At 53.7% G+C, this 25,382-nt stretch carries 25 protein-coding genes and 1 tRNA gene; 7 read left to right on the forward strand and 19 right to left on the reverse strand.

Annotation, left to right across the window (positions count from 1 at the left end):
- Positions 1–10: 10 nt before the first annotated feature.
- From AC0Z7K_RS11425 to rutA, 11 genes are all read right to left on the reverse strand, one after another.
- Positions 11–1,630, reverse strand: a complete 1,620-nt coding sequence (locus AC0Z7K_RS11425; protein ID WP_485614476.1) for a dipeptide ABC transporter ATP-binding protein — start codon at positions 1,628–1,630, stop codon at positions 11–13.
- On the reverse strand, positions 1,627–2,490 hold the full coding sequence (locus AC0Z7K_RS11430) for an ABC transporter permease (protein ID WP_485614478.1): 864 nt from the start codon (positions 2,488–2,490) through the stop codon (positions 1,627–1,629). The genes AC0Z7K_RS11425 and AC0Z7K_RS11430 overlap by 4 nt, the downstream gene beginning before the upstream one ends.
- Positions 2,487–3,443 (reverse strand): ABC transporter permease, encoded by a 957-nt coding sequence (locus AC0Z7K_RS11435; protein WP_485614556.1) that lies wholly within the window; start codon positions 3,441–3,443, stop codon positions 2,487–2,489. The genes AC0Z7K_RS11430 and AC0Z7K_RS11435 overlap by 4 nt, the downstream gene beginning before the upstream one ends.
- Before the next feature lie 16 nt (positions 3,444–3,459).
- Positions 3,460–5,100: a TIGR04028 family ABC transporter substrate-binding protein gene (locus AC0Z7K_RS11440; protein ID WP_485614480.1), complete on the reverse strand. Its 1,641-nt coding sequence runs from the start codon at positions 5,098–5,100 to the stop codon at positions 3,460–3,462.
- Positions 5,101–5,336: 236 nt separating this feature from the next.
- Positions 5,337–6,683, reverse strand: coding sequence for a pyrimidine utilization transport protein G (rutG, locus tag AC0Z7K_RS11445; RefSeq protein WP_413529423.1), 1,347 nt, complete (start codon positions 6,681–6,683; stop codon positions 5,337–5,339).
- A 24-nt stretch (positions 6,684–6,707) separates the two neighbouring features.
- Complete coding sequence (gene rutF, locus AC0Z7K_RS11450) at positions 6,708–7,271, reverse strand: NADH-dependent FMN reductase RutF (RefSeq protein WP_485614482.1); 564 nt, start codon at positions 7,269–7,271, stop codon at positions 6,708–6,710.
- Between the two features lie 29 nt (positions 7,272–7,300).
- Positions 7,301–7,891 carry a malonic semialdehyde reductase gene (locus AC0Z7K_RS11455; RefSeq protein ID WP_485614483.1) on the reverse strand — a complete coding sequence of 197 codons (591 nt, stop codon included), beginning with the start codon at positions 7,889–7,891 and terminating at the stop codon, positions 7,301–7,303.
- Complete coding sequence (rutD, locus tag AC0Z7K_RS11460) at positions 7,876–8,715, reverse strand: pyrimidine utilization protein D (protein WP_485614485.1); 840 nt, start codon at positions 8,713–8,715, stop codon at positions 7,876–7,878. The genes AC0Z7K_RS11455 and rutD overlap by 16 nt, the downstream gene beginning before the upstream one ends.
- A gap of 9 nt (positions 8,716–8,724) precedes the next feature.
- A complete protein-coding gene (rutC, locus tag AC0Z7K_RS11465; protein WP_485614487.1) occupies positions 8,725–9,114 on the reverse strand; it encodes a pyrimidine utilization protein C in 390 nt (129 codons plus the stop codon).
- Between the two features lie 25 nt (positions 9,115–9,139).
- Positions 9,140–9,907 (reverse strand): pyrimidine utilization protein B, encoded by a 768-nt coding sequence (gene rutB, locus AC0Z7K_RS11470; protein WP_485614489.1) that lies wholly within the window; start codon positions 9,905–9,907, stop codon positions 9,140–9,142.
- Complete coding sequence (rutA, locus tag AC0Z7K_RS11475; RefSeq protein ID WP_413529429.1) at positions 9,907–10,998, reverse strand: pyrimidine utilization protein A; 1,092 nt, start codon at positions 10,996–10,998, stop codon at positions 9,907–9,909. Before rutA ends, rutB begins: the two co-directional genes overlap by 1 nt.
- A gap of 427 nt (positions 10,999–11,425) precedes the next feature.
- On the opposite strand from rutA, the gene rutR reads away from it, so the two are divergent.
- A complete protein-coding gene (gene rutR, locus AC0Z7K_RS11480) occupies positions 11,426–12,106 on the forward strand; it encodes an HTH-type transcriptional regulator RutR (RefSeq protein WP_485614558.1) in 681 nt (226 codons plus the stop codon).
- A gap of 10 nt (positions 12,107–12,116) precedes the next feature.
- Entirely contained in the window at positions 12,117–13,106 is a 990-nt protein-coding gene (locus AC0Z7K_RS11485) for a metal-dependent hydrolase (protein ID WP_485614491.1), read from the forward strand.
- 9 nt (positions 13,107–13,115) lie between these two features.
- Here AC0Z7K_RS11485 and AC0Z7K_RS11490 read toward each other — a convergent pair whose 3' ends face one another.
- From AC0Z7K_RS11490 to cycA, 3 genes are all read right to left on the reverse strand, one after another.
- Positions 13,116–13,496, reverse strand: a complete 381-nt coding sequence (locus tag AC0Z7K_RS11490; protein WP_485614492.1) for an HVO_A0114 family putative DNA-binding protein — start codon at positions 13,494–13,496, stop codon at positions 13,116–13,118.
- A gap of 7 nt (positions 13,497–13,503) precedes the next feature.
- On the reverse strand, positions 13,504–13,878 hold the full coding sequence (locus tag AC0Z7K_RS11495) for a toxin-antitoxin system TumE family protein (RefSeq protein ID WP_485614494.1): 375 nt from the start codon (positions 13,876–13,878) through the stop codon (positions 13,504–13,506).
- Between the two features lie 235 nt (positions 13,879–14,113).
- The gene (gene cycA, locus AC0Z7K_RS11500) at positions 14,114–15,514 is read right to left on the reverse strand and encodes a D-serine/D-alanine/glycine transporter (RefSeq protein ID WP_485614495.1); all 1,401 of its coding nucleotides are present in this window, start codon (positions 15,512–15,514) and stop codon (positions 14,114–14,116) included.
- Between the two features lie 368 nt (positions 15,515–15,882).
- Between cycA and AC0Z7K_RS11505 the strand changes: the two genes are divergently transcribed.
- A tRNA-Lys gene (locus tag AC0Z7K_RS11505) sits at positions 15,883–15,958 on the forward strand.
- Positions 15,959–16,225: 267 nt separating this feature from the next.
- On the opposite strand, the gene AC0Z7K_RS11510 is transcribed toward AC0Z7K_RS11505, so the two are convergent.
- A complete protein-coding gene (locus AC0Z7K_RS11510; protein WP_413529432.1) occupies positions 16,226–16,474 on the reverse strand; it encodes a hypothetical protein in 249 nt (82 codons plus the stop codon).
- A gap of 227 nt (positions 16,475–16,701) precedes the next feature.
- Between AC0Z7K_RS11510 and AC0Z7K_RS11515 the strand changes: the two genes are divergently transcribed.
- Positions 16,702–17,115 (forward strand): hypothetical protein, encoded by a 414-nt coding sequence (locus AC0Z7K_RS11515; protein WP_485614498.1) that lies wholly within the window; start codon positions 16,702–16,704, stop codon positions 17,113–17,115.
- 57 nt (positions 17,116–17,172) lie between these two features.
- Here AC0Z7K_RS11515 and AC0Z7K_RS11520 read toward each other — a convergent pair whose 3' ends face one another.
- Positions 17,173–18,939: a sensor domain-containing phosphodiesterase gene (locus AC0Z7K_RS11520; RefSeq protein WP_485614499.1), complete on the reverse strand. Its 1,767-nt coding sequence runs from the start codon at positions 18,937–18,939 to the stop codon at positions 17,173–17,175.
- A 228-nt stretch (positions 18,940–19,167) separates the two neighbouring features.
- Between AC0Z7K_RS11520 and leuA the strand changes: the two genes are divergently transcribed.
- Positions 19,168–20,838 carry a 2-isopropylmalate synthase gene (leuA, locus tag AC0Z7K_RS11525; RefSeq protein ID WP_485614500.1) on the forward strand — a complete coding sequence of 557 codons (1,671 nt, stop codon included), beginning with the start codon at positions 19,168–19,170 and terminating at the stop codon, positions 20,836–20,838.
- Here leuA and AC0Z7K_RS11530 read toward each other — a convergent pair.
- The 3 genes from AC0Z7K_RS11530 to AC0Z7K_RS11540 all read right to left on the reverse strand — a co-directional run bounded on the left by AC0Z7K_RS11530 (position 20,807) and on the right by AC0Z7K_RS11540 (position 22,088).
- Positions 20,807–21,583 carry an AraC family transcriptional regulator gene (locus AC0Z7K_RS11530; RefSeq protein ID WP_485614501.1) on the reverse strand — a complete coding sequence of 259 codons (777 nt, stop codon included), beginning with the start codon at positions 21,581–21,583 and terminating at the stop codon, positions 20,807–20,809. The genes leuA and AC0Z7K_RS11530 overlap by 32 nt on opposite strands.
- Before the next feature lie 3 nt (positions 21,584–21,586).
- The gene (locus AC0Z7K_RS11535) at positions 21,587–21,757 is read right to left on the reverse strand and encodes a hypothetical protein (RefSeq protein ID WP_485614502.1); all 171 of its coding nucleotides are present in this window, start codon (positions 21,755–21,757) and stop codon (positions 21,587–21,589) included.
- Between the two features lie 106 nt (positions 21,758–21,863).
- Positions 21,864–22,088 carry a DUF2594 family protein gene (locus tag AC0Z7K_RS11540; protein ID WP_413529438.1) on the reverse strand — a complete coding sequence of 75 codons (225 nt, stop codon included), beginning with the start codon at positions 22,086–22,088 and terminating at the stop codon, positions 21,864–21,866.
- Between the two features lie 795 nt (positions 22,089–22,883).
- On the opposite strand from AC0Z7K_RS11540, the gene uvrY reads away from it, so the two are divergent.
- Together uvrY and uvrC are read left to right on the forward strand one after the other, a co-directional pair.
- A complete protein-coding gene (gene uvrY / locus AC0Z7K_RS11545; RefSeq protein WP_112167220.1) occupies positions 22,884–23,540 on the forward strand; it encodes a UvrY/SirA/GacA family response regulator transcription factor in 657 nt (218 codons plus the stop codon).
- Positions 23,533–25,368, forward strand: coding sequence for an excinuclease ABC subunit UvrC (gene uvrC / locus AC0Z7K_RS11550; RefSeq protein ID WP_413529439.1), 1,836 nt, complete (start codon positions 23,533–23,535; stop codon positions 25,366–25,368). The genes uvrY and uvrC overlap by 8 nt, the downstream gene beginning before the upstream one ends.
- The last annotated feature ends 14 nt before the right edge of the window (positions 25,369–25,382 follow it).

The following is a 25,382-nucleotide window of genomic DNA, read 5'->3' on the forward strand; positions in this document are numbered from 1 at the left end:
AATTTTCCTCTCAGGCGGCGCGATGTCGGCCGGGAATGGCATCAATAAGCTGGCGGGTGTAATCGCTGGAAGGCAGCGCAAATACCGCTTCCACTTCGCCGGAATCGACCTGTTGCCCGCGATGTAACACCGAGACGCTGTGGGAGATTTGCCGGACGGTCGCCAGATCGTGCGAGATAAATAAATAGGTCAGACCAAGCGAATCCTGTAGCTGCGCAAGCAGCGTGAGGATCTGCGCCTGTACCGTGACATCGAGCGCCGAGGTGGCTTCATCGAGGATCAGTACCTTGGGCTTGAGGATCAGGGCGCGCGCAATGGCCACGCGCTGGCGCTGACCGCCGGACAGTTCACGCGGTTTGCGACTGAGCAATTCCTCCGGCAGCGCCACGCGGCGGGCGATATCCAGCACGCGCTGACGGCGTTCGGCGGACGGAATTTTTTCGAAATTCAGCAGCGGCTCTTCAATCACGCTGAACAGCGTTTGTGACGGATCGAGTGAGGCAAACGGATTCTGATAGACCAGCTGAATTTTCTTGCGCAGCTGGCGCAGCGGTTCTCCCTTGAGGCGGGTGATGTCTTCGCCGTCGATCAGCACACGGCCTTTATCCGGTTTCTGAAAACCGAGCAGAATACGCGCCAGCGTGGTTTTTCCTGAGCCTGATTCACCGACCAGCGAATGGGTTGTCCCGCGCGGAATGCTAAAAGAGACGTTATCCACCGCGCGGAAGGCGGCACGACTTTTACCGCCAAGCGTGAAGTCGTGCGTCACACCGTCGACCACCAGCACCGGTTCGGCGGTGGCCGGACTCTGCGCACGGTGGCGGCCTGACAGGGCAGGGGCATCGGCGAACAGCTGGCGGGTGTAGTCGCTTTTCGGTGCGTTCAGCACCCCGGCGGTGATGCCCTGTTCCTGCACTTTGCCGTGACGGAAAACCAGCAGCCGATCGGCCCGTTCGGCGGCAATTGCCAGATCGTGCGTGACCAGCAATACGGCGGTGCCAAACTCGCGGCGCAGATCGTCGATCAGATCCAGAATGCGCTTTTGCACCGTCACGTCCAGCGCGCTGGTGGGTTCATCGGCGATGATTAGCGCCGGTTGCAGGGCGATGGCAATCGCAATCAGCACGCGCTGTTTCATACCGCCGGACAGCTCGTGCGGATACTGTTTCGCGCGCTGCTCCGGATGCGTGAGGCCGACGCGGGTCAGCAACTCGACCACGCGTTCATCGCGCTGTTTGCGCGGCAGGCGCTGATGGATGTCGAGAATTTCCGCCACCTGAGAGCCGATGGTTTTCACCGGATCAAGTGAACTGGTCGGATCCTGCGGGATCAGGCTGATGCGTGCGCCGCGCAGAGCGTCGAGACGTCGCTGCGACCACTGGCTGATGTCGGTGCCGTTGAGGCGGATTTCGCCCTGATCGATATGACCATTTTCCGCCAGCAGGCCGATGATCGCCTGCGCGGTAGTGGTTTTGCCGGAGCCGGATTCGCCCACCAGCGCCAGCACCTCTCCGGCGTGAATGGTAAAGGACACATTGTGCACCACTGGTTTGCCGTCGTAGGCAATTGACACATTCTCCAGTTCGAGAACCGGCGGGGCGTCATGTTTTAACGTGGCCTGTGCGTTCATCGTGTTCTCCTGCGTAATGACTGGCTGATGCGGTTGGCGGAAAGCACCACCAGCACCACGACGATGCCGGGGAAGGTGGTCAGCCACCAGGCGGTGGAAATGTAATTACGGCCTTCGGCGATCAGCAAACCCCATTCCGGCGTCGGCGGTGGTGTGCCGTAGCCGAGAAAACTCAGGGTGGAAATTGCCAGTATCGCGCTGCCGAACTGCAACGCCGAGAAGGCGATGACTGAGGTCAGCGAGTTAGGCAAAATATGTCGCCAGAGGATTGAGAAAAATGTCCCGCCGCTGCCGTAGGCGGCTTCGACGTAATCGCTGTGGCGCACCAGCACCACTTCGGCGCGGGCGAGGCGGGCAAAGTTGGCGACCGAGGTGACGCCGACCGCAATCGCCGCATGCACCGTACCGAAGCCGAGCAGAATGATCACACTCAGCGACAGCAGCAGGCCGGGAATCGAGAGAAGCACGTCATTAATACGCATGACGATGGCGTCAACGACGCCGCCGCTGGCACCGGCCGCCAGCCCTAATGCGGTGCCGAACACCAGCCCGAGTGCCACGGCCACCAGCGCACCGGACAGCGAATGTGATGCGCCGTACACAATGCGCGCGTAGACGTCGCGGCCAAGCTGATCGGTGCCAAGCCAGTGTCCGGCCTGCGGCGCCAGACGTTGCGCGCCCGCGATGCCTTCGGTGCCGCTGTAATCCGTAAACCAGCCGGGCGCGATCGCCCAGAGAATAACGGTCGCCATCACCAGCCAGGCTAAAATCAGCGCCGGTTGCAGGCGGCCAGTTTTCCAGCGGCGACGCTGCGTGAGGGGTAAAGAAATTGTGCTTTTGCCAAGCGGTAAGCTGCTCATGAGGTGGCTCCGGCGGTACGTTTAGCGGACGTTTTCAGACGCGGGTCGAGCAGCGGATAGAGCAAGTCGACCAGTAAATTGATGCCGACAAAGGCGGCGGCGGAAATCACCACAATCGCCTGTAATACAGCGACATCCTGATTATTCACCGCCTGCTGCGTCAGCTGACCAAGGCCGTTGAGGCCGAACACGGTTTCGGTGATAAGCGCCCCGGCAATCAGCTCACCGAACAGCAGGCCGGCAATGGTCAGCGCGGGAAGCAGGGCGTTGCGCGCCACGTGACGCCACAGCACGCCGCTGCGGCTCGCCCCTTTGGCACGGGCGACGGCGACAAACGGCTGGGTCTGTACCTGATCGATACTGCGGATCAGGATTTGTGCCAGCGGCGCGGAAATTGGCACCGCCAGCGTCACGACCGGCAAAATCAGCCCGACCCACTCGCCGGGGTTAATCACCGGGATCCAGCGCAGATGGAAGGAGAAAATCTGGATGAGCACGATGCCCAGCCAGAAGGTCGGGATGGAAATAAACAGCGACGGCACTGACTGCAACAGGTTTTTCAGCCAGCCGAAGTGCAGCAGGCTGGAGAGAAACGCCAGTGCAAAGGCCACCACGGCAGCCAGTGCAAAGCCAGTCAGCGCCAGTCGCAGCGTCGGCGGGAAGTTGGTGCTGAGTAATTCAGTGACCGGTACGCCAGCCTGAATCGAATACCCCAAATCCCCGCGCAGAAAATTGCCCAGTGTGTGCAGATATTGCTGCACCAGCGGCACATCCGCACCGTAGGCCGCGCGCATATCGGCGATTTGCGCCGGGCTTAATCCCATGTCCGGGTTTTGGAATTTAATCAGAATCGCGTCGCCCGGCAGCACCTGCAACAGGATAAAGGAGACGGTAAACGCCGCCCACAACACCAGTAAAGCCTGACCCAGACGACCGCTCACGTATCGGTTCATCATTCACTCCTGCCTGTTAATACTTTTCCAGCCATGCGCCGTAGAAGCTCGGACGACCAACGGCTTCGAAATTCACGCCTTTCAGATACGGCGCACCGGCAAACACCTGCGGCTCTTCGAAAATGGGAATGATGTAAGCCTGATCGAGCAAGTAGTTCTGCACGTCAGCGGTCAGCGCCAGACGTTTTTGCGGATCCACTTCTGCCGAAATGGCGGTCAGCAGGTCGTTAAGTTTGTCGTCGCGGAAACTTTTCACCTTGCTGCTCAGGCCACCTTTTTGCAGCAGCGCATCGCGGTTGGTCGGATAGAAAGAACTTTTGATGACATCGGGATCGGCGCGTCCCACTTCGACGACGTTAGCCGGTGTTTTTTCCGGATCCAGGTTATCCGCCACGCGGCTGCCTGCGTCACCGGCCAGAATGTTCAGCTTCGCGCCGACCTGGCTCCACTGCTGGGAAACCAGCTGCAACACCTCTTTGTTCTGCGGCTGCGGCAGGGATTCATAAATCGTCAGCGCCAGCGTTTTGCCGTCTTTCTGACGGATGCCATTCGCGCCCGGTTTCCAGCCCGCTTCGTCGAGAAGCTTTTTGGCAAGCGTCGGGTCATAAGTCAGCTTATGGCTGAGATCGACGTAACCGGCGGCGGTTTTGGCAATGACAGAGGTGGCCTGCGGATAGTTTGGCGAGAAGAGGGTATCGACCACCTGTTTGCTGTTGGTGGCATGCAGCAGTGCCTGACGGACTTTGAGATCAGCGACCAGCGCGTTATCCGGGCGGAACGCGATGCCGTCGTTCACGCCCTTGGTCGGCGCGGCATAAATCGGGAAGTTCTGCTCTTTGGCCTGTTTTTCGTCATACGCCTGAACCTGACGGATGAAATCCGCCTGACCCGCGAGCAGCGCGCCGATGCGTACGCTGTCTTCGCCGGTGACGATCACTTTAATGCCGTCAAGATTGGCGCGGCCCTGCTGTTTGAGATTTTTCGGCCCCCAGTTGTACTCTTTGCGCGCGGTCAGATCGACTTCACGTCCGAGGGTTTCTTTGCTCACCACAAACGGGCCGGAGCCGATGATGTGTGTCGCATCGCCCAGCGCATCAAAATTGCGGTTCAGCGTGCTCAGTGAAACCAGCCCCGAGCCAATGGTGGCCGTCCCTTGCAGGAAGCCCGGAGAGGATTTTTTGAAATAGAACTTCACGGTCAGCGGGTCGATCACTTCGCTGTGGTCGTAATTATTGATGACTTCGGACACCGGCAGATGATGCTCTTTGTTGCCCAGACCGTAGGTATCAAAGTTTTTGGCGACCGCGTTGGCGTCGAGCGGCGTCCCGTCGGAGAAAGTCACGCCCGGACGCAGTTTGAAGGTGTACTCGGTTTTGTCGGCGTTAAACGTCCAGGATTCGGCAATCCAGGGTTCCACTTCCAGCGTCTGCGGATTCTGATAAGTCAGTTTATCGGTGATCTGATTGAGAATGCCGCCGTTCGGGTAGAAACCGCCCGCCGGAGGATAAAGGTTAGTATGTGCCTGCTGTTCGAGATAAATCAGTGTTCCGCCCTGAACCGGTGCGCCGTCGGCGGCAAATACGGTGGACGTGCTGGTGAGAAGAACCCCTAAAGCCAGTGCGCGAGCAATGGCGCTTTTCCGGCGAATGTTTTGCATAGTTAACCCTTTTCTTATAGGCAGATGAATCACTTTTCCGTTCTCATAGAACGAAAGTGCTGGATCCATAACAAACCAATTTAAAGGGCAGGTGAACGAAGGAAATCTGCATTGCTTAGCTGGAAAACAGGAATGGGGAGGACAGAAAGAAAAAAACCAGCGGCTAATCCGGACGGGTGGACCGGCTAACCGCTGGCGATCATCAAAAATGATGAGCTAAGGAGAAACTGAGGTCGTCAGTGATCTTTTAATGCAGCTTCTGTGCCAGTTTCTGAAACAGGCAACGTTTTTTCTTTGTTGCTGCGACTCAGGAAGGCATTGAGCAGGATTGCGCCGAATGTTGCCGTGCCGATACCGCCCATACTGAAACCGCCAAGGCTCAGGGTAAAGTTGCCTGCGCCCAGTACCAGCGTCACCGCGACCATGATCAGATTGCCGTTAAGACCCAGATCCACCTGGTTTTGTACCCAGATGCGCGCGCCCGCTACCGCAATCAAGCCGAACACTACAATCGACGCGCCGCCAAGTACCGGGCCGGGAATGGTGTGGATCAGTGCACCAAATTTGGGCGAGAAGCCCAACACGATGGCAACAACGGCTGCTGCAACGAAAATCAGCGTGGAGTAAATTTTGGTGACCGCCATGACGCCGATGTTTTCCGCGTAAGTGGTGACGCCGGTACCGCCCGCCGAGGCGGAAAGTAACGTCGCCAGACCGTCGCCGACAAATGCGCGGCCCATATACGGGTCGAGGTTTTTGCCGGTCATACCGGCGACCGCTTTAATGTGGCCGAGGTTTTCTGCCACCAGAATCACCGCCACCGGCGCTATCATCAGCATGGCGTGCGAGCTGAACACCGGCGTGGTAATGGTTGGAACGCCAAACCATGGCGCCTGCGCCACGGCAGAGAAGTCTACCGGCGCGCCGAGCCCCAGTCCGTTGGTCACTACCATGTAAATCAGATACGCGGCGATAAGGCCGAGTAACAGCAACAGGCGTTGCACCAGACCGCGCGTGAACACGGCGACAGAGCCGATGCACAGCACGGTCACCACCGCCATCCAGCTGTCAAAAGAAGAGGCAGACACGCTGTTGATGGCGATGGGCGCGAGGTTCAGACCTATCGCCATCACTACCGCACCGGTCACCACCGGCGGCATCAGGCGTTCAATCCAGCGCGTGCCCACCGCCATTACCACAAAGCCTATCAGCGTATACACAACGCCGCAGGCAATAATCCCGCCTAGCGCCACGCCGATATTCGGGTTGGCGCCGTGGCCGCTGTAGCCTGTCACCGCGATCACCAGCCCGACAAATGCCGCGCTGGAACCGAGATAACTGGGAACGCGCCCGCCGACCACCAGGAAGAACAGCAGGGTGCCGATGCCGGACATCAGGATCGCCATATTGGCGTCGAAACCCATCAGCAGGGGCATCAGTACCGTGGCACCAAACATCGCCACCGTATGTTGCAGCCCCATCACCACGGTCGGCCCTAACGGCAGCCGCTCTTCCGGAGCGATCACTGCGCCATCTAAATTGCCTTCTCTTTTACGCCATGTTGGAAAGTAAGTGTTTGCCATGCTGTGTTCCCTAATCAGGTTAAATTAACAGGCAGACTGACGCATCAGCGGATGATAGCGGCGGTCGAAATACACCAGTCCGTGGCGTTCGTCGTTACGTCGCAGCGCGACGGCTTCACAGATAAGAATGTCATGGGTACCGACGCTGGTAACCTGTGTGACTTTGCAGTCAAACGACACCAGTGCATCGGTGAGAACGGGCGATCCGGTGGCAAGGCGTGCCCACTCGGCGGCTTCGAAGCGTTGCTCCATGGGCGTTTTTCCGCCGAACAGGTTGGACAACGATTCATGGCAATCCGCCAGCGTGTTCACGCACAGCACCTGATTCTCCTTAAACACCGGGTACACCGAGGCGGAACGGTTGAGGCATACCAGCAACGTTGGCGGGGAGTCGGTGACGCTGCACACGGCCGAGGCGGTGAATCCGGCACGGCCTGCGTGGCCGTCGGTAGTGATGATGTTCACGGCGGAACCGAGGTGCGCCATTGCATCGCGGTACTCCATTTTCTCGACGGCAGCTTTTTTCTCAACGGCATTGGGCGTGGCGGGTGCAACGGGTAAATCCACAGCATTCAGGGTGGTTTGCATGATCGGGTCCTCAGAGTTCTGTCAGTGACTTACAGCACGCGGCAGGCGCGGTCGAAATCAAGTCGCGGCGCGCGCGGATACACCTTGCTGGTATCGCCGTAACCGATGTTAATCAGAAAATTGGATTTCCAGCCGGTGTCCGCCAGGAAGGTTTCATCCACTTTAGCATTGTCAAAACCGGACATCGGGCCGGTATCGAGCCCCAGCGAGCGGCAAGCGAGGATCAGGTACGCTGCCTGCAAACTGCTGTTGCGAAACGCCGTAGCGTGCGCCAGCTCCGGGCTGGAGGTGAACCACGACCGGGCATCGCCGGAGGGGAACAGTTCGGGCAGCAGCTCGTAAAACGCCGGATCCCAGGCAACGATCGCCGTAACCGGCGCGGTCAGGGTTTTTTTCAGATTTCCGCTGGATAACGCCGGTACCAGTTTCTCTTTGGCTTGCGCGCTCTGAATAAACACGATGCGCACCGGGCTGCAGTTGGCGGAGGTCGGCCCCATGCGTGCCAGATCATAAATTGTTTTCAGCTGTTCACCTGTGACCGGTTTGTTCTGCCAGCCATTGTGGGTGCGGGCTTCGGTGAATAAAGTCGCCAGTGCGCTGGCGGTTAATGCTTCGGCCATGATGTCTCCGTGGGCAGGCGGCTGGACGGTGTGGCAGTGTTTTGCGATGAATGCCGTAGCAGCCAGTCCAGTAAAATAGGGTTAAAGGTATCTGGATCGGTCACGCTCATTGCATGGCCGCCGTATAACATTTGCGTGTGTTCGCCGTTGGGCAGACGGGCGGCGAGATCGGCGGAACGCATCCACGGCACCAGCAAATCATCCTTGCAGCTCAATGCCAGCGTCGGGGCGATCACCTGCCCGAGCGTTTCGCTCAGATCGGATGCCATCAGCGCCTGTAAGCGGTGCAGCAGGTTTTCCATCCCCTGAAAATTCGCCACCTGATGCTGGCGCTCCTCTTGCAACAATGCTTCGTTTTCAGAAAGCCAGTCGCCGGGATACAGAAACAGCGGCTGCGCCTGCACGTAGGCGTCGACGCCGCTGTTGAGCAGCAGATTCTGGCGTACTTCAAAGCAGCGGCGGGTCTGGCTGTCGAGCTTTGTCCAGCCGTTGATCACCACCAGGCTTTGCAGCAGCGCCGGATAACGCAGGGCCAGGTGCAGGCCGATAATGCCGCCAAGCGCGTGACCGACCAGATGACAGCGGCTGACGTCCAGTTCGTTGAGCAGCCCTGCCAGTTCGTCCGCCATATCTTCCATCCGGTAACCGGCAGGGACGCTGCCCTGACTGGCGCCGGTGCCGTGTTGGTCATAGACCACCACGCGGAAATGCGCATTCAGCATCGGGAGTTGCGGCTGCCAGAAACCGCCCGAACCGCCGAGGCCGGAGGAGAGAACGACGGTTTCGGCATCTGCATTTTTCTTACCTGACACCTTGTAATACATAGCGTTACCTCACGGCTTACCGAGATGAGCAATCGACGCGATTTCAATCAGTGCACCAGGTTTGACCAGCCCGCACTGAATGCAGAACCGCGCCGGTTTTTCGCCGGGGAAATACTCCGCGTAAACCAGATTCACCGCCGCGTAGTTCGCCCAGTCGGTGATGAAAATCGAGTTCATAGTGACGTCATCCATCGTGCCGCCCGCGGTTTCAATCACGCTTTTAATGATCTCCAGCACATGGCGGGTTTGTGCCGCGGCGTCTCCCAGATGCACGACGTTATTGTCTTTATCGAACGGCAGCGTGCCGGAGACATACACCACGCCATCGGCCAGCGTGCCCGGAACAAAAGGTGCCAGAGGAGCGCCGGTACCGGCTGGGATAATTGCACTTTTAGGCATACGAATTTTCCTTATCTGCTGCCGGTCAGGCTGCGTTTTGTTCAGATTTGTAACCCACCGCATCGCAGAAACTGCGTACGTCCGACACCCAGCCGAAGAAGGTTTCGATATTGTAGATCGCCGCTTTTTGCGCAAACTCCGGGCCGGCCTGATGGGTGGCGTCTTCCAGTACCACGCCGAAATACTCAAGGAAGAAACCGTCGCGCAGCGTGGATTCAACGCACACGTTGGTAGCGATGCCGGTGAAGACCAGATGATGAATGCCGTAGCTGCGCAGCAGGCTGTCGAGTTGAGTGTTGAAGAACCCGCTGTAACGCGGTTTTGGCAGCACGATATCGCCTGGCTGCGGCTGGAGTTCATCCACCAAATCGTAATCCCAGTCGCCTTTCGCCAGCAGTTTGCCCATCAGCTCAGGGCGCTTGCGCATGGTTTTCAGTGCATTGGATTTGTGGAAGTTGGGCGAACCTGGACCGCCTGCTTCGACGTACTGATTGTCCCAGCCGTTCTGGAAGAAAATCACTTTAATGCCCGCGGCACGCGCGGCGGCAATCGCCACTTTGATGTTGACAATCACCGGTGCAGTGGCGGAAACGTCAAAACCTGCCAGATCAAGATAGCCGCCCTGTGACGCGTAGGCATTCTGCATATCCACGACGATCAACGCCGTTTGCTGCGGGGTGAAGGCGATGGCTTCCGGACGGGCAGTGAGAATAGTTTCATCGCCGGTATTTTTCGGCTCGCGGCGGACAACCGTCTGACTTTCAACCGCTTTAGGTTTCTCAAAAACAGTCATTACGCGACCTCTTTCTGTTCTGCCGCGATGTGCTGGCGGGTTTTCATTAATGGCTGAATGTAGCGGCCGAAGTTTTCAATGCCTTCGACGAAATCATCAAAGGTCAGCAGAATGCCTTCTGCGCCCGGCACGGTGTCGATTTCATCGAGCATTTTGGCGACGCTGGCGTAAGAACCGACCAGCGTGCCCATGTTGATATTGACCGCAGAAGTCGGGTCAGCCATCTGGCGCACGTTGGTGTCCGCACCGGATTTAGTATCTTTGCTGCTCTGATCGGTGAGCCATGCCAGCGCATCGGCGTCGGCGCCGGATTTATACAGCTCCCATTTGGCGCGGGCGGCGGCGTCGGTTTCATCGGCGATAATCATAAACAGCACGTAAGAAGAGACGTCGCGACCTTCGGCTTCTGCGGCGGTTTTCATACGGGCTGCGGTCGGTGCGAAAGCGGTCGGCGTGTTGACGCCTTTGCCGAAGCAGAAGTTGAAGTCAGCGTGTTTGGCGGAGAACGCCATGCCTGCGTCGCTTTGTCCGGCGCAGATGACTTTCATTTCGGCCTGCGGGCGCGGGCTGACGCGGCAGTCGTCCATCTTGAAGAACTCGCCGTCGAGCGTGCAGTGGCCGGTGCCCCACAGATCGCGCAGCACGCTGACGTATTCGGTCAGGTAATCATAGCGGCGGCTGAAATAGTCATCGCCCGGCCACATGCCCATCTGCTCGTATTCCGGTTTCTGCCAGCCAGTGACAACGTTGACGCCAAAACGGCCGTTGGAGATGGAGTCGATAGTCGCCGCCATGCGTGCCACGATAGCCGGTGGCATCACCAGTGTGGCAGCTGTGGCGTAAAGCTGGATGCGGGAGGTCACGGCGGCGAGGCCTGCCATCAACGTGAACGACTCCATATTGTGTTCCCAGAACTCGGTTTTGCCGCCGAAGCCACGCAGTTTGATCATCGACAGCGCGAAATCGAAATTGTAGTGCTCGGCTTTTTGCACGATGGTTTTGTTCAGTTCGAAAGTCGGTTTGTACTGCGGCGCGGTTTCAGAAATCAACCAGCCGTTGTTACCGATAGGAATAAAGACGCCGATTTTCATAGCTCACCTCATGACAGATTTTTGAAAATTAGAGATCAAAACAAGGGCTTGCGAAATTCTCTGCGCGGCTTGAGTGCGTCCTGCGGGTTCCGAATTGCACCGGGCTGAAATTTCCTGACGTGAGAACTATTGCAAAGGGGATGCCACTTTTATAATCACTATGATATTCAGTGAGTTAAAAAATGATTTCGGGTTGAGGTGGACCAGATGGTCTGTTTCAGACCATCTGGTCAAAACTAACTGCACGTAAATCAGGCAGGATTGAACAGAAATGGTGCAAATTTGTTAAATTTATAATCCTTTGTGGTTACGTGGTGTTAGATAAGATGTTGCGTTCATCATGCGGATGCATAGCGATAGTCGCTTCTATCCCCATTTGTTATGATTTCTGCCTTGCCGTTTGTCTCAGGGAGACATTGTGAAGCCAATGGATGAACATCCGCAGCCTGCCGAGGGGAGAAATCACACCCGTAAAGCCGCAGCGAAAGCCCCGACGCGACGTTCGCGCGCCGTCGCCGCCAAGCGTGGCAATATCATGGCGGCGGCGTTGGAATTTTTTTCGTTGTACGGTATTCATGGCACCAGCCTGGATCAGGTCGCCGAGCGCGCCGACGTCTCGAAAACCAATCTGCTGTACTACTTTCCATCGAAGGAAGATTTGTATATCGCAGTGCTGAAAGGCCTGCTCGATATCTGGCTGGCGCCCCTGAAAGCGTTGCAGTCGGATCAGCATCCGCTGGAAGCGATCCGCGAATACATTCGTCTCAAGCTTTGTGTTTCACGCGACCATCCGCAGGCTTCGCGCCTGTTCTGTCTGGAGATGGTACAGGGCGCGCCGCTGCTCAGGCAGGAACTCGGCGGCAGCCTGAAAACGCTGGTGGAAGATAAATCTGACGTGATCCGAGGCTGGATAAAAGACCAGTTAATCGCGCCGGTTGATCCGATGCAGCTGATATTTATGCTGTGGGCGACGACCCAGCATTATGCGGATTTCGGTGTACAGGTCGAAGCCATCACCGGCAAAACGCTCAACGATCCTGAGTTCTTCGAGCAGACCGTGAGTAACGTGCAGCGCATTATTACCGAAGGTATACAGCTTCGGGCTTAAAGAGGTCAGGATGGATTCGGTATCACAATTAGTCTTGGGCGCTGCGGTAGGTATCGCGGTGATGGGCAAACGCGTACCGGTGTGGAAGGCTGCGCTGGCGGGTGCGGTGTGCGGAACCTTGCCGGATCTCGACGTGTTTTACGATCACGGTGACGCCATCAGCAATATGACGCTGCACCGCACGGAGAGCCACGCGCTGTTTTATCTGACGCTGGTGTCCCCGCTGATTGCCTGGCTGATGGCCAGACTGTTCAGCGCCGGGCAGCATTTCCGGCACTGGTGGGGCGCGGTCTGGCTGGCGCTCATTACGCATCCGCTGCTGGATCTGATGACCGTCTACGGTACGCAGCTTGGCCTGCCGTTTACCAATACGCCGTTTGCAGTCGGCAGCATCTTCATCATTGATCCGCTCTATACCTTGCCGATGATTATCGGCGTCGGGCTGGCCCTGTATCGTGAACGTCAGCGCGGCATCGTCTGGAACAACGTGCTGTTGGGCGTAAGCTGCCTGTATCTGGCCTGCACCGTGGTCGAACAACATCAGGTGACGGTGCACGTCGGCGATGAGCTTCAACGCCAGAACATCCAAAGTACGCAGGTTCTGGTGACCCCGACGCCGCTCAATACGCTGGTCTGGCGCGTGGTGGTGATGACCAAAGATAGCTACGGTGAAGGATTCACTTCGTTGCTGCACCCTGACTCGCCGATCCGTTTCCGCTTTTATCCTCGCGGCGAAGCGTTATATGAAGCCCACAAAGACAACGCATTTCTGGCGCGCGTCGCCTGGTTCAGCCACGGCTTCTTCAGCGTAAAACAGCAGGGCGACCATATTCTGGTCAGCGATTTACGCATGGGGCAGGAGCCGGATTACAGTTTTGTGTTCGATCTCGGCGACATGAACCCCGGTGTACCACCGGCGTTACCGGTGAAAGTCGCTTCGGCGAGGCCATCAGCGACCAAAATGCTGCAACAGTTTTGGCAGGCGTTAGAGGTGGAGTAGGTGCGGCAATCAGGCGGCCGCACTCGCTGTTTTAGAGGGGAATTGTTCAGTTCGGATTTCAAAATCAGTAAACAGAGCGACAGGTTTGACTGAGTTTTTTCCCTTCACTTTTTTAACAAAACCATGTTTTTCTAATGTTGTAATGGTATTAGAAAGATTACTAACTTCGCGGCCGGAGAGTCTGGCAAGTTCCGTAATACTTTCCGGTTTTTCACTCTCCATCTGGCGAAGGAGTTGAATGTTATCGTTGTTCAGGATCTGGCCAAGAGCAATCAGTGATGAGAACCATACTTTAGGTTCGTCTGCAGTGGGCGCATATTGACCTTTTGCAATTGCCAGTACCCGCTCGCGAAACATGTTTTCCGGCATAATACCGATAAGAGCTTTCATGCTTACCTCAATGGTTTGTCGTCTTTAATTTTGTCACTTCAGCGATAATTTTCTCAATCGACCGAAAAAAATCTTCTATGAGTTGTGCAGCATCAACAAATTCATAGGGAGTCCCTTTATCACTCATTGTTTGATGGAAATGATCCCATTCTCTGATCCTTCCACGATACATACCTTGCTTAGCGGCTGGCACCGCATGGGCATTGTCCATTCCAAAGATTCGCTGATTGTGATGGTCATGAAAAGTGAGTGAATAGCGGATCCCATGGGGGCGATATATGCTGCTTTCTACCTGATAAGCCACGATTTCATACCAGTAGCCACTTTCATAAACATACTTTGTTCCGTGTAAACTCAGCAGAGTTTCTAAATCATGATCCATATGCCACCTCTTCCTTATGAGCAGAGCATAAGCCTCACCTGCTCGTATTTCAAGCATTCAGGTATAACAATGGTGAGTCCATGCCCAACGTTTTAAACTTCTGCTCAGGCGTAGTCGGATTCATTTGATTGACAGTCAAAAGGTATAAAAAAAGGGCCACAACATTTTCCGTTGTAGCCCTGATTGATATCGATGGTTGGGCAACTAGCCGACCAATTTGGGGATAATACCTGACTCAGGCAGTACGGTTGCGGCAACGCAGCCAGTAGCCAACTCCCAGAATCACGAACCACAGCGGTGTGACCATCAGCGCCTGACGGGTGTCATCCTGCAGGGTCAGCAGCACCAGCACGCAGGCGAAGAACGCCATGCAGACCCAGCACATCAGCTTGCCCAGCGGCATTTTGTAGATTGACGCTTCGTGCAGCTGAGGGCGTTTACGACGATAGACCAGATACGAGCAGAGGATGATGGTCCAGACGAACATAAACAAGATTGCGGATACGGTGGTGACCAGCGTGAAGACCGTCATCACGTTCGGGATCAGGTAAATCAGCACCACACCGCCCAGCAGGCAGATGCAGGAGAAGGTCAGACCGTTCGACGGCACCGCGCGTGATGAGAGTTTGCCGAACGCTTTCGGCGCATTGCCTTCCTGCGCCAGGCCAAACAACATGCGGCTGGTGGAGAAGACGCCGCTGTTGGCAGAAGACGCGGCGGAGGTCAGCACTACAAAGTTAATGATACTCGCCGCAGCCGGCAGACCCGCCAGAACGAACAGTTCAACAAACGGGCTTTTATCCGCCACGACGTGGCTCCAAGGCGTCACTGACATGATCATGATTAACGAGAAAACGTAAAACATGATGATGCGCAGCGGAATGGCATTGATGGCGCGCGGCAGGGATTTCTGCGGATCTTTGGTTTCGGCGGCGGTAGTCCCAACCAGTTCGATACCCACGAACGCAAACACCGCGATCTGGAAGCCGGCGAAGAAGCCACTAATGCCTTTGGGGAAGAATCCGCCGTCATTCCACAGATTGCTGAAGGAAGCAACGGTGCCGGTTGGCGTCTGGAAGTGGGTCAGTACCATCACCAGCCCGGCGATGATCAGCCCGACGATGGCGACGATTTTGATCATCGCGAACCAGAATTCCATCTCACCAAACATTTTTACCGTGGCGAGATTCAGGCTAAGTAACAGTAAAACGCACAGCAAAGAGGCGATCCACTGCGAGAGTCCGGGGAACCAGAACTGCGCATAAGCGGTAATGGCCACAACGTCGGCAATGCCGGTGACGACCCAGCAGAACCAGTAGGTCCAGCCGGTAAAATAGCCCGCCCACGGGCCGAGCAGGTCGGCGGCGAAGTCGCTGAAGGATTTGTATTCGAGGTTGGACAGCAGTAATTCGCCCATCGCACGCATCACGAAAAACAGCATAAAGCCGATGATCATGTACACGAAGATGATAGAAGGACCCGCCAGGCTGATGGTTTTGCCGGATCCCATGAACAGACCCGTGCCGATGGCACCACCAATAGCAATCAACTGGATGTGCCGGTTGGAGAGATTGCGCCGCAGACCTTCGGCGTTCTCTTCCTCCGGCTGTGTGAGGATTTTTGACTCGTCTTGCATGTTGTATAGATTCCTGTTTTTTGCTTTTGCGTATGAACTCCGCCATATCGCATTCATTTCAACAAATTAAGATTTGAAACGCGTTTTTTGACCGCCACGGGGAACGACAGCGACGGTCTGTCGATGTAATAGTAATGTTAAGTGCGTATTTATTATAACTGGCATGAAAAATGCCAACCGGGAAAATGTATCGTAATTTTTACATCGGGGATAATTGCGTGTTAATTAATCAGGTGAGCATTATTGCACAAAGAATAATACCGCTTTTGCTTGTGATGAGCTTCACAATTCTCATTTCGAATAACGACAAAAAAAGTAGGGATAAGCGTTTGACATCACCGGCCAACAGGCGAATAATCCGTTCCGTTGGGTCGTTAGCTCAGTTGGTAGAGCCGTTGACTCTTAATCAATTGGTCGCTGGTTCGAACCCAGCACGACCCACCAACATTCAATAAATCAAAGCAATAATCTCTTTCCTCCGTGATTTTGTTCTGCCTCTCCCGGCCTTTTCTTGACAGCAATATTTGATTTCAACCTCAGTCAAAATAATGACGATTTTCTGACGAAAATAACGTCGGAGAACCTGTATATATTCCAGCCACAGAGTAGGATTATTTTAGATATCGCAATTACTTGCAGAAAGGAAATAGATGAAAGCGGAGAGTTGGGCCTCACAGACTGAGGCCGTAACAGGGGGAACGGGTTCGAAAATCAATACATAATGGTCGTATTCGGTTTATTGCCGTTTTTTAATTGTTTTTGTACCCGCATACACAGGCTAAAAATCAACAGATGGACGTGGGTAATAAAAGCGCGCTCTTCGGTAAACTGACTGCTGCGAAAGACCACCATTTCCGAACGATTCTGTTTGGCAACCAGCAGCTCAATGCCTTTCTCGCGAAACTCGTCTTCATAGGTCTTTACGATCCCGGCGGGGGCGATAAGTGTGTAGCTGTACATAGATGCTTCCTGAATCTGGTTGAACGTCTCATCGGATAAATCTTAATAAGAGTATCAAATACCAGCGGACGGTGATTAGCAATTCGGGTGGCTGATTTTCATACTAACGTCACAGATTTGTCCCGCTTTTACCTTCTCCCTTTCGGTCGCGCGCAACTCTCGCCGGTTTTTTGTTGCCCGCGCCGCGCACGCTGCTATCATTCGTGCATAAACTCAGGGAGATAACGATGAAAAAAACACTGGTGGCCTTGGCTGCTCTGCTTTTAGCCGGGTGCGCAAGCAATCCTTATGAACCGACCCTTCAGGTCAAATCCTCTTTCGCTAACGCCAGCACTAAAGCGCCGGAAGGGCAGACACACATCAGGTTGCATCGTATCGATCAATGGTCAACGGTGCCGTTTGAGAAAACTTGTCCGCTGATTGTGATTCTGGACGGTCAGACCGTGGCTTCCCTGCATTTTAATCAGTACGTTGATTTAAATGTGCCTAACGGCCAGCGCAAGATTGATGTCCGCATTGCCTGTGCGCTGACCAAAACTACAGGTTCCATCACCATAGATGCTAAAGGGCAGAGTATCAGTCTCGAAACCGACCGCAACATGTTTGGCACCTATCATATTCGTCCCAAAACCGGCGAATAACCGGCATAAAAAAATCCGCTTCGGCGGATTTTTTGTTTTTGCTTCTGAAATAGGGAATTAAATATAAGGCTTTGACCATTCCAGAATCTGATCGTGTTGCAACGGACGCGAGAAGTAGAAGCCCTGAACTGAATCACACTGCAACTCCTCCAGACACCGCAGCGTGTCATTATCCTCTACGCCTTCCGCGACGACGTGATAGCTGAGCGCATGCGCCATATCAATCATCGATTTCACAATCACTTTGCTCTTATTGTCCCTGCTGATGCCCTGAATCAGCGACTGGTCAAGTTTGAGGATATCGGCGGGGATCTTTTGCAGGTAATTCAGATTACTGTAACCGGAACCAAAATCATCCAGCGCGATACTGATCCCCATATGACGCAGGGCATCCAGAGACGCCACCGCGTGAGGGTTATTCATCAGCGTCTGAGTTTCCAGGCATTCAATCTCCAGCATCGACGGTGATACCTGATGCAGAATAAGTGCCGTATGAATACGCTGCACCAGATCCTGCTCAACCAGATTATTGGCAGTCAAATTGATAGACACCTGAATCTGTGCGCCGCGCTTTTGCCATTCTGCTATCTGCATCACCGCCTGTGTGATAACCCAGTTGGTCAGCGGAGTTATCAGCGGCGTTTTTTCCGCCAGAGGAATAAATTCAGACGGTGAAATGATGCCCAGCGTCGGATGCTGCCAGCGGATCAGCGCTTCGACGCCGTGGAATTTTTTATCGGCCAGACGAATTTTTGGCTGATAAAGAAGATGGAAATCCTCACAGGACGCCACCGTAGCCATTAAATCGTTAAGCAGATTAAAGGCGCGCAGCTGGATGACATCTGACTCCTGCTGATACGGCATCACTAGCCGGTTGTGGCTGATGGCTTCGTGCAGGGAAGACATGCCCTGGCGCATAATGGTTTCGGCGCACTCCGACGAAGAGGAAAATACGGTGTAACCGGCGTGCAGACGGACGTTAATCGGGATATCACTCGTAATGCTTTGCGAAATTTTGGTGGCGGCGATTTCTAACTGATTAAAAATCGCTTCCTGATCGTCGAGCGGTTTGATAATGGCGAAACGCCCGAGCATCAGGCTATAGACCTTGTCGTTGCCATTGAGCTCAGTGCGTAAAAAAGATCCCACATCTTTCAGAATATTTTCGACTTTGGGAATGCCGATCGCGCGGCCAATATCGTAGGCATAAAGTGTATCGAGCGTGTCGATCAGAATCAGCAAATACGGCGTGTGGTCTGGCGCTTTGATAAGCATGCCGATGTCTTCCATCAGGCGCTGGCGGTTCGGCAGTCGCGTGACGATATCGACAAACCCGACCGAGCTGCGTGACTCAATGATGTCGATGACGATAGCGGCGAGATCTGACAGCATCTCTATTTCCTGCACGGAAAAGTCACGTGGCTGGTGGTCGATCAGACACAAACTGCCTATAGCAAAGCCTTCACGGGTAATCAGCGGCGCACCGGCATAAAAACGCATCCCTTCATCAGCGGTCACCAGCGGATTTTTGCAAAAACGTGGATCCTGTCCTGCATCGGGGACGATCATTACAGAGGAAGAACGAATGGTGTGGTCGCAAAAGGCGATATCGCGCGCCGTCTGGCTTATCGCCGTATTGGTCTTTGATTTGAACCATTGGCGATGTTCATCGACCAGTGTAATTAAACACACCGGAATATCAAAAATCTGCTGGGTAAGGCGGGTAATTAAATCAAGCACTTCGTCCGGATTGCTGTCAGCAATTTTTAATTTTTGCAGCGCCGAAAGCCGTTTTTTTTCGTTTAGATTCAGAACCCTTTTCATTCTGTACGACCTCTGATCGCCAACCTGGACGCGTTTAGTTATGCACTATAACGTGACTATGATTCATTTATCATTTTCTTTTTGTCCGTTTTGCGAGGGTTAGTGTCAGTTAGCAAGGCGCAGATAGTTATCGTTTGCGTACTATGTTTTTTACAAGACAACGGTATTTACAAGGCAACGGTATTTCGCAACGCAAAGCCTGCAACGACGAATTCTAAGGAGAACCCCATGTTAATCGACCCATCGCAAAAATATCGTCCCTTCCCGCCGGTGAATTTACCCGACCGCCAGTGGCCTGGAAATGTACTGGCAAAGGCACCGCAGTGGTGTTCCAGTGACCTGCGCGATGGTAATCAGGCGCTGGCTGAGCCCATGGACAACACCCGTAAGCGTCAGTTTTTTGATTTACTGATCCGCTGTGGTTTTAAGCAGATTGAGGTTGCGTTTCCCTCGGCGTCGCAAACTGATTTTGATTTTGTTCGCGGTCTGATTGATGACAAGTTAATCCCGGATGACGTGGTGATTCAGGTGCTGACGCCGTCGCGCCCGGACTTAATCGCGCGCACTTTTGAAGCGCTCAAAAATGTACCACGCGCCATCGTGCATTTATATAACGCTACTGCGCCGGTATTTCGTGAAGTCGTGTTTAATCAGGACAAAGATGCCACGCGGGATCTGGCGGTTCGCGGCGCGCAGCAGATCCGTCAGCTTTGCGAACAATATTCGCAGACCCAGTGGACGTTTGAGTATTCCCCGGAAACCTTCTGTTTTACTGAACTGGAATTTGCGCTGGAGGTGTGTGAAGCGGTCGCCGAAGTCTGGCAGCCAGGCAATGCGCGGCCGATGATCATTAATTTGCCAGCCACCGTGGAAGTCAGCACACCGAATATTTATGCCGATCAGATTGAATGGTTCTGTCGTCATTTCAGCCGCCGCAAACAGGTTTCCATCAGCGTACATCCGCATAATGACCGCGGAACAGGCGTGGCCTGCGCCGAATTGGCGATGCTGGCGGGTGCCGATCGGGTGGAGGGCTGTCTGTTTGGTAACGGCGAGCGTACCGGTAACGTGGATATCGTGACGCTGGCGCTGAACCTTTACACTCAGGGTGTTTCCCCGGAACTGGATTTCAGTAATCTGCAGGCCATCGTCGAAGCGGTTGAAGAATGTAACCAGTTACCAGTACATCCGCGTCATCCGTACGCAGGAGAACTGGTGTTTACCGCGTTTTCTGGCTCGCATCAGGATGCCATTAAAAAAGGTTTCGCGGCACAAAAAACCGCAGACAATGACCTCTGGCGCGTGCCGTATCTGCCGCTGGATCCCGCCGATGTGGGGTGCAGCTACGAAGCCGTGATCCGGGTGAACAGCCAGTCGGGAAAAAGCGGTGCCGCATGGTTGCTCGAACAGAATCACGGGCTGAAACTGCCGCGCGGTTTGCAGATCGATTTCAGCAAAGCCGTGCAGCGCGACACCGATTCTCACGGCAAAGAAATGAGCACCAGCGACATCTGGCGACTGTTCCGTCAGCGTTACGGACTGACTGATCAACCCGTGGTGAAATTGCTAAGTTATGATATCCGCAGCGACGAGCAGAATGTCTGCCATTTCAACGCGCGTATCCGCTATCGTAATGAAGAACAGCATATTACCGGCAGCGGTAATGGTTTGTTGTCCGGCGCGGTAGATGCGTTGCGCCGCAGTTACGATGTTCAGCTGGAAATCGGCGATTATCACGAACACACGCTGGGACATCAAAGCCACAGCCGGGCAGTCGCGTACGTGAGTTGTCAGGGGAAACTGGGTGAAACGTGCTACGGCGTGGGTATCGACAGTGATGTTTCAAGCGCCTCGTTGCAGGCGTTGTTTAATGCGGCGAGCGGGATTCTGACTGACTAAAATATTCACTTGGCGAGACGCCCAGCGATCGGCGGAACATCGCACTGAAGGCACTCGGGCTGTCGTAGCCGAGTGCCAGCGCCACATCAATCACTGAATTTCCTGCCGCCAGTTGCTGCAAAGCGTCGAGCAATTTTGCCTGACGCACCCAGTCACTGAAACGCAGTCCGGTCTCACGCTGAAAGCGACGGGAAAGTGTCCGGCTGCTCATATTCAGCCGCGCAGCGACTTCCTCAAGTTCCCACGAAGCGCTCAAATCACGGCAAATCTGATGGCTAAGCATCAGAAGTTCGGGCTCTTTGGGTTCGGGTAAATACAATGGTAACGTCGGTAACAGACGCAGTTCATCGAGCAGTAATTCCATAATGCGTTCGTCACGGCCACCCGGCAAATAACCGGCGGGGATCGTCAGCGAAACCAAAATGAGTTCTCGCAGCAGCGGGGAAATTTGTACCACCTGACATTGTGCAGGTAAATCCGCACGTGCCAGTGGATCGACAAATAAGGTGCGTGCCTTAACGCCGCCGATAAAGCGCAGGCTGTGTTCGACATGGGCAGGTAACCAGATGCCGCGCCCCGGCGGAACCATCCAGGTGCCGAGCGCGGTATGAACTTCAACAACGCCACACAGAGTGTGGATCAGTTGTGAACAGCTGTGGCTGTGAGCAGGTTCGCTGTCACCGTGCTGATAATCAATCGCCAGAGGAGCAATGGCCTGATCAGGTGCGAGAAAGGTAGAGTGCATAAATCAGTGTTGCGGATGATTTTTAGCATCTTCGACGGCTTGTTTAGCGTCTTCAGCCGCCTTTTGAACTTCTTCTTCAGTCAGTTGTTCGGAGACTTCAAGCAGTTCTGCCAGCCCGTCGCTGACGTGCACGTCATCTGCTTTACTTTTATTTTCTTTATTATTTTTGCTCATTACGGTTGTCCTGATGAAATATGAAGAGGGGGGTAATTATAGCAGAAATCGTGCGGTTACGCGGGTAAGGGGGGGGAGTCCGTCGGGCGACAGACTCCCAAAAACATTACTGACGGTAGGCGAATTTAATTTGCTGCAGGGAGTTTCTGAAGATGGCTGCCTGCTGTTCATCTTCCATCTGTGCGGCATATTTTTCCATGTTCAACATAACCTTACCTGCATCCGCCTGACCGATCGCTTTCAGGATCAGAGTCAGGGTGGCTTTCAGGCAGGCAACTTCTGTCGCCAGGGTTTCAACGTTCGCTTCAGTGGTAAAATCGCAGTTACTCATTATTTCTCCTCAGGCAGGCTGCCAGGCAGCGCTCCCGACTTTATACAGTAAAAAGAAGGGGGTATATCAGCGGGCTCACCCGAAACGTCAGGGTGCAAAGTGACAGCATTTTAGCATAGTCGGCAGCTTTTAGTGCAGTGGCGCACGGGATGCTTTCGAAAAGCATTCAATAGAACGGGCAAAATGAGGAGAGAAATCCGATGAGTTAACACATTTGAAAGTAAGTAAAGAATACTAAACATATTAGGGGATCAGAAATTTCACGTGTTCCGCCTGAGTTTATTCTTATAAGTACCGCGACAATTCGTGCTATTGCAAATAATCATTGGGTATATCATAGATATATGAAAGTCGTGATTCGCTGCTTTAATCACCTTTCTTTAAAACGTGTTATTTTGAGGGGAGCAGCCCCGGCATAGTTATTTTTTACAACAGAAAAGATGTAGCTTGATACAGACCTTATTGTTTGATTCAAAATGCTTTTTTTTTGTATTATTAATACAGGTGATGGCAGTTATCATTTACATTCAGCAAACTAGTTTTTTGCAGACATTTCTTGGTCAAGATGGCCGAATAGAGTAAAATGCGCGAGCGATATAAATAACCTGAATTCCTGATTTAAAAACACTGCCCTCGTGCGGTAGTGAGGTAAGTTCGTTGATGTTGGCTTTTTATTGCCACCTTCTCTTCTATAAGCTGTCTGCGCACGATATTAATGTTTAACGTGTATGATTGCGTTAAGACAAGCCCGAAGACCCTGACGGTGCGTCGCCCTTATTTTTTGGAGAATTCTCTTTGATTAGCGTTCTTCTTGTTGATGACCACGAATTAGTGCGCGCAGGGATCCGACGCATTCTCGAAGATATCAAAGGCATCAAAGTCGTTGGTGAGGCTCAGTGCGGCGAAGACGCCGTGAAGTGGTGCCGTACCAATGATGTTGATATTGTCCTGATGGATATGAATATGCCGGGTATTGGCGGGCTGGAAGCGACGAAGAAAATCGTGCGTTTCTCGCCGGATATCAAGATTATCATGTTAACTATCTATACTGAAAACCCGCTGCCGGCAAAAGTGATGCAGGCGGGGGCTTCCGGTTATCTGAGCAAAGGTGCTGCACCACAGGAAGTGGTTAACGCCATCCGTTTGGTTGACTCGGGCCAGCGCTATATTGCGTCTGACATCGCTCAGCAAATGGCACTGAGCCAGATTGAGCCCCAGTCTGAAACGCCTTTTGACTCCTTATCTGAGCGTGAATTACAAATCATGCTGATGATTACCAAAGGGCAAAAAGTGAATGAAATTTCAGAACAACTGAACTTGAGCCCGAAGACCGTTAACAGTTATCGTTACAGAATGTTTAGTAAATTAAATATCAGTGGCGATGTCGAGTTAACTCATCTGGCAATCCGTCACGGTTTGTTCAACGCGGAGACTTTATCAGGCAGTGAATGATGAGCGTTTCGACCCTAAAGCCTTTCTGAAAACGGTCACCAGCCAGCCGGGCGTCTACAGGATGTATGACGCCAGCGGCACCGTAATCTATGTAGGTAAAGCTAAAGACCTTAAAAAGCGTCTTGCCAGCTATTTTCGCGTTCAGGTTTCCAGCCGTAAAACGGAAACGTTGGTCAAAAATATCGCGCAAATCGACGTCACCGTGACCCATACGGAAACCGAAGCGCTCCTCCTCGAACATAACTACATCAAGCTGTATCAGCCGCGTTATAACGTGCTGTTGCGTGATGATAAATCCTATCCGCTGATTTTCCTCAGTGCCGATAATCATCCGCGTATTACCGTGCATCGCGGCGCCAAGCACGCTAAAGGCGAATATTTCGGGCCGTTTCCCAACTCCTATGCCGTGCGTGAAACGCTGGCACTGTTGCAGAAACTTTTCCCGATCCGCCAGTGCGAGAACAGCGTTTACAGCAATCGCTCGCGCCCTTGCCTGCAATATCAGATTGGGCGTTGTCTCGGTCCCTGCGTGAAAGGGTTAGTCAGTGAACAGGATTATAAAGATCAGGTGGATTACGTGCGTCTTTTCCTTGAAGGGAAGGATCAGCAAGTGGTCACGCAGCTGGTAAACCGTATGGAAGAGGCCAGCAAGGATTTACGTTTTGAAGATGCCGGACGCATTCGAGATCAAATCCAGGCTGTTCGCCGTGTCACTGAACGTCAGTTCGTGTCGGGTAACAGCGAAGATCTCGACGTTATCGGTGTCGCATTCGAATCAGGCATGGCGTGCCTGCACGTTCTCTTTATTCGTCAGGGCAAAGTGTTGGGCAGCCGCAGCTACTATCCGAAGGTGCCGGGCGGTACCGATCTTGGCGAAGTGGTACAGACTTTTGTCGGGCAGTTCTATTTACAGGGTAGTCAGATGCGCACCCTGCCTGGCGAAATCCTCCTGGACTTCAGCCTGCCGGAAAAAGATCTGCTGGCTGATTCTCTGAGTGAGATTGCCGGGCGCAAAGTGCTGATTCAGAGTAAGCCGCGTGGTGACCGTGCTCGCTACCTGAAGCTGGCGCGTACCAATGCCTCTACGGCCCTGACCACGAAACTGGCGCAGCAGTCGACTATTCATCAGCGTCTGGCAGAGCTGGCAAAAACCCTTAATCTTGCGGAAATTAACCGCATGGAATGTTTCGACATCAGCCATACTATGGGCGAGCAAACGGTCGCTTCCTGTGTGGTCTTCGACAATAACGGGCCGGTACGTTCTGAATATCGCCGCTATAACATTACCGGTATCACGCCGGGGGATGATTATGCGGCCATGAAACAGGTATTGACGCGTCGATACAGTAAATCACTGGATGAGAAAAAAATTCCTGACGTGATTTTTATCGATGGCGGGAAAGGGCAGCTCGGCATGGCGCTGGATGTGTTTCATTCACTGGATGTGACATGGGATAAATCTAAACCTTTGCTGATCGGTATTGCGAAAGGTGCCGATCGTAAAGCAGGGCTTGAAACGTTATTCTTTGTGCCAGAAGGTGAGGGGATTGCCTTGCCGTCAGATTCACCGGCATTGCACGTTATCCAGCATATTCGTGATGATTCGCATAATCATGCGATCACCGGGCACCGTCAGCGGCGCGCCAAGGTGCGCACAACCAGCGCACTCGAAGAGATTGAAGGCGTCGGGCCGAAACGACGTCAGGTATTACTGAAATATATGGGAGGCATCCAGCCATTACTGAATGCCAGCGTCGAGGAAATTGCACAGGTACCGGGTATTTCGACCGCATTAGCAGAAAAGATTCATAATGCGTTGAAACACTAAAGCCGTTGTAGCAA

This window comes from Rahnella sp. 1L-D-7-B-C2, from assembly GCF_057290995.1.

Bases quoted from the DNA above. Each gene is read 5' to 3' on its own strand.
- rutB (WP_485614489.1), bottom strand. From the start codon at position 9,907: ATGACTGTTTTTGAGAAACCTAAAGCGGTTGAAAGTCAGACGGTTGTC.
- AC0Z7K_RS11495 (WP_485614494.1), bottom strand. From the start codon at position 13,878: ATGGATCATGATTTAGAAACTCTGCTGAGTTTACACGGAACAAAGTAT.
- AC0Z7K_RS11430 (WP_485614478.1), bottom strand. From the start codon at position 2,490: ATGAGCAGCTTACCGCTTGGCAAAAGCACAATTTCTTTACCCCTCACG.
- rutF (WP_485614482.1), bottom strand. From the start codon at position 7,271: ATGCAAACCACCCTGAATGCTGTGGATTTACCCGTTGCACCCGCCACG.
- rutR (WP_485614558.1), top strand. From the start codon at position 11,426: ATGGATGAACATCCGCAGCCTGCCGAGGGGAGAAATCACACCCGTAAA.
- AC0Z7K_RS11490 (WP_485614492.1), bottom strand. From the start codon at position 13,496: ATGAAAGCTCTTATCGGTATTATGCCGGAAAACATGTTTCGCGAGCGG.
- cycA (WP_485614495.1), bottom strand. From the start codon at position 15,514: ATGCAAGACGAGTCAAAAATCCTCACACAGCCGGAGGAAGAGAACGCC.
- AC0Z7K_RS11520 (WP_485614499.1), bottom strand. From the start codon at position 18,939: ATGAAAAGGGTTCTGAATCTAAACGAAAAAAAACGGCTTTCGGCGCTG.
- rutG (WP_413529423.1), bottom strand. From the start codon at position 6,683: ATGGCAAACACTTACTTTCCAACATGGCGTAAAAGAGAAGGCAATTTA.
- AC0Z7K_RS11455 (WP_485614483.1), bottom strand. From the start codon at position 7,891: ATGGCCGAAGCATTAACCGCCAGCGCACTGGCGACTTTATTCACCGAA.
- AC0Z7K_RS11485 (WP_485614491.1), top strand. From the start codon at position 12,117: ATGGATTCGGTATCACAATTAGTCTTGGGCGCTGCGGTAGGTATCGCG.
- AC0Z7K_RS11515 (WP_485614498.1), top strand. From the start codon at position 16,702: ATGAAAAAAACACTGGTGGCCTTGGCTGCTCTGCTTTTAGCCGGGTGC.
- AC0Z7K_RS11510 (WP_413529432.1), bottom strand. From the start codon at position 16,474: ATGTACAGCTACACACTTATCGCCCCCGCCGGGATCGTAAAGACCTAT.
- AC0Z7K_RS11530 (WP_485614501.1), bottom strand. From the start codon at position 21,583: ATGCACTCTACCTTTCTCGCACCTGATCAGGCCATTGCTCCTCTGGCG.
- AC0Z7K_RS11535 (WP_485614502.1), bottom strand. From the start codon at position 21,757: ATGAGCAAAAATAATAAAGAAAATAAAAGTAAAGCAGATGACGTGCAC.
- AC0Z7K_RS11440 (WP_485614480.1), bottom strand. From the start codon at position 5,100: ATGCAAAACATTCGCCGGAAAAGCGCCATTGCTCGCGCACTGGCTTTA.
- AC0Z7K_RS11435 (WP_485614556.1), bottom strand. From the start codon at position 3,443: ATGAACCGATACGTGAGCGGTCGTCTGGGTCAGGCTTTACTGGTGTTG.
- rutA (WP_413529429.1), bottom strand. From the start codon at position 10,998: ATGAAAATCGGCGTCTTTATTCCTATCGGTAACAACGGCTGGTTGATT.
- leuA (WP_485614500.1), top strand. From the start codon at position 19,168: ATGTTAATCGACCCATCGCAAAAATATCGTCCCTTCCCGCCGGTGAAT.
- rutD (WP_485614485.1), bottom strand. From the start codon at position 8,715: ATGTATTACAAGGTGTCAGGTAAGAAAAATGCAGATGCCGAAACCGTC.
- AC0Z7K_RS11540 (WP_413529438.1), bottom strand. From the start codon at position 22,088: ATGAGTAACTGCGATTTTACCACTGAAGCGAACGTTGAAACCCTGGCG.
- rutC (WP_485614487.1), bottom strand. From the start codon at position 9,114: ATGCCTAAAAGTGCAATTATCCCAGCCGGTACCGGCGCTCCTCTGGCA.
- AC0Z7K_RS11425 (WP_485614476.1), bottom strand. From the start codon at position 1,630: ATGAACGCACAGGCCACGTTAAAACATGACGCCCCGCCGGTTCTCGAA.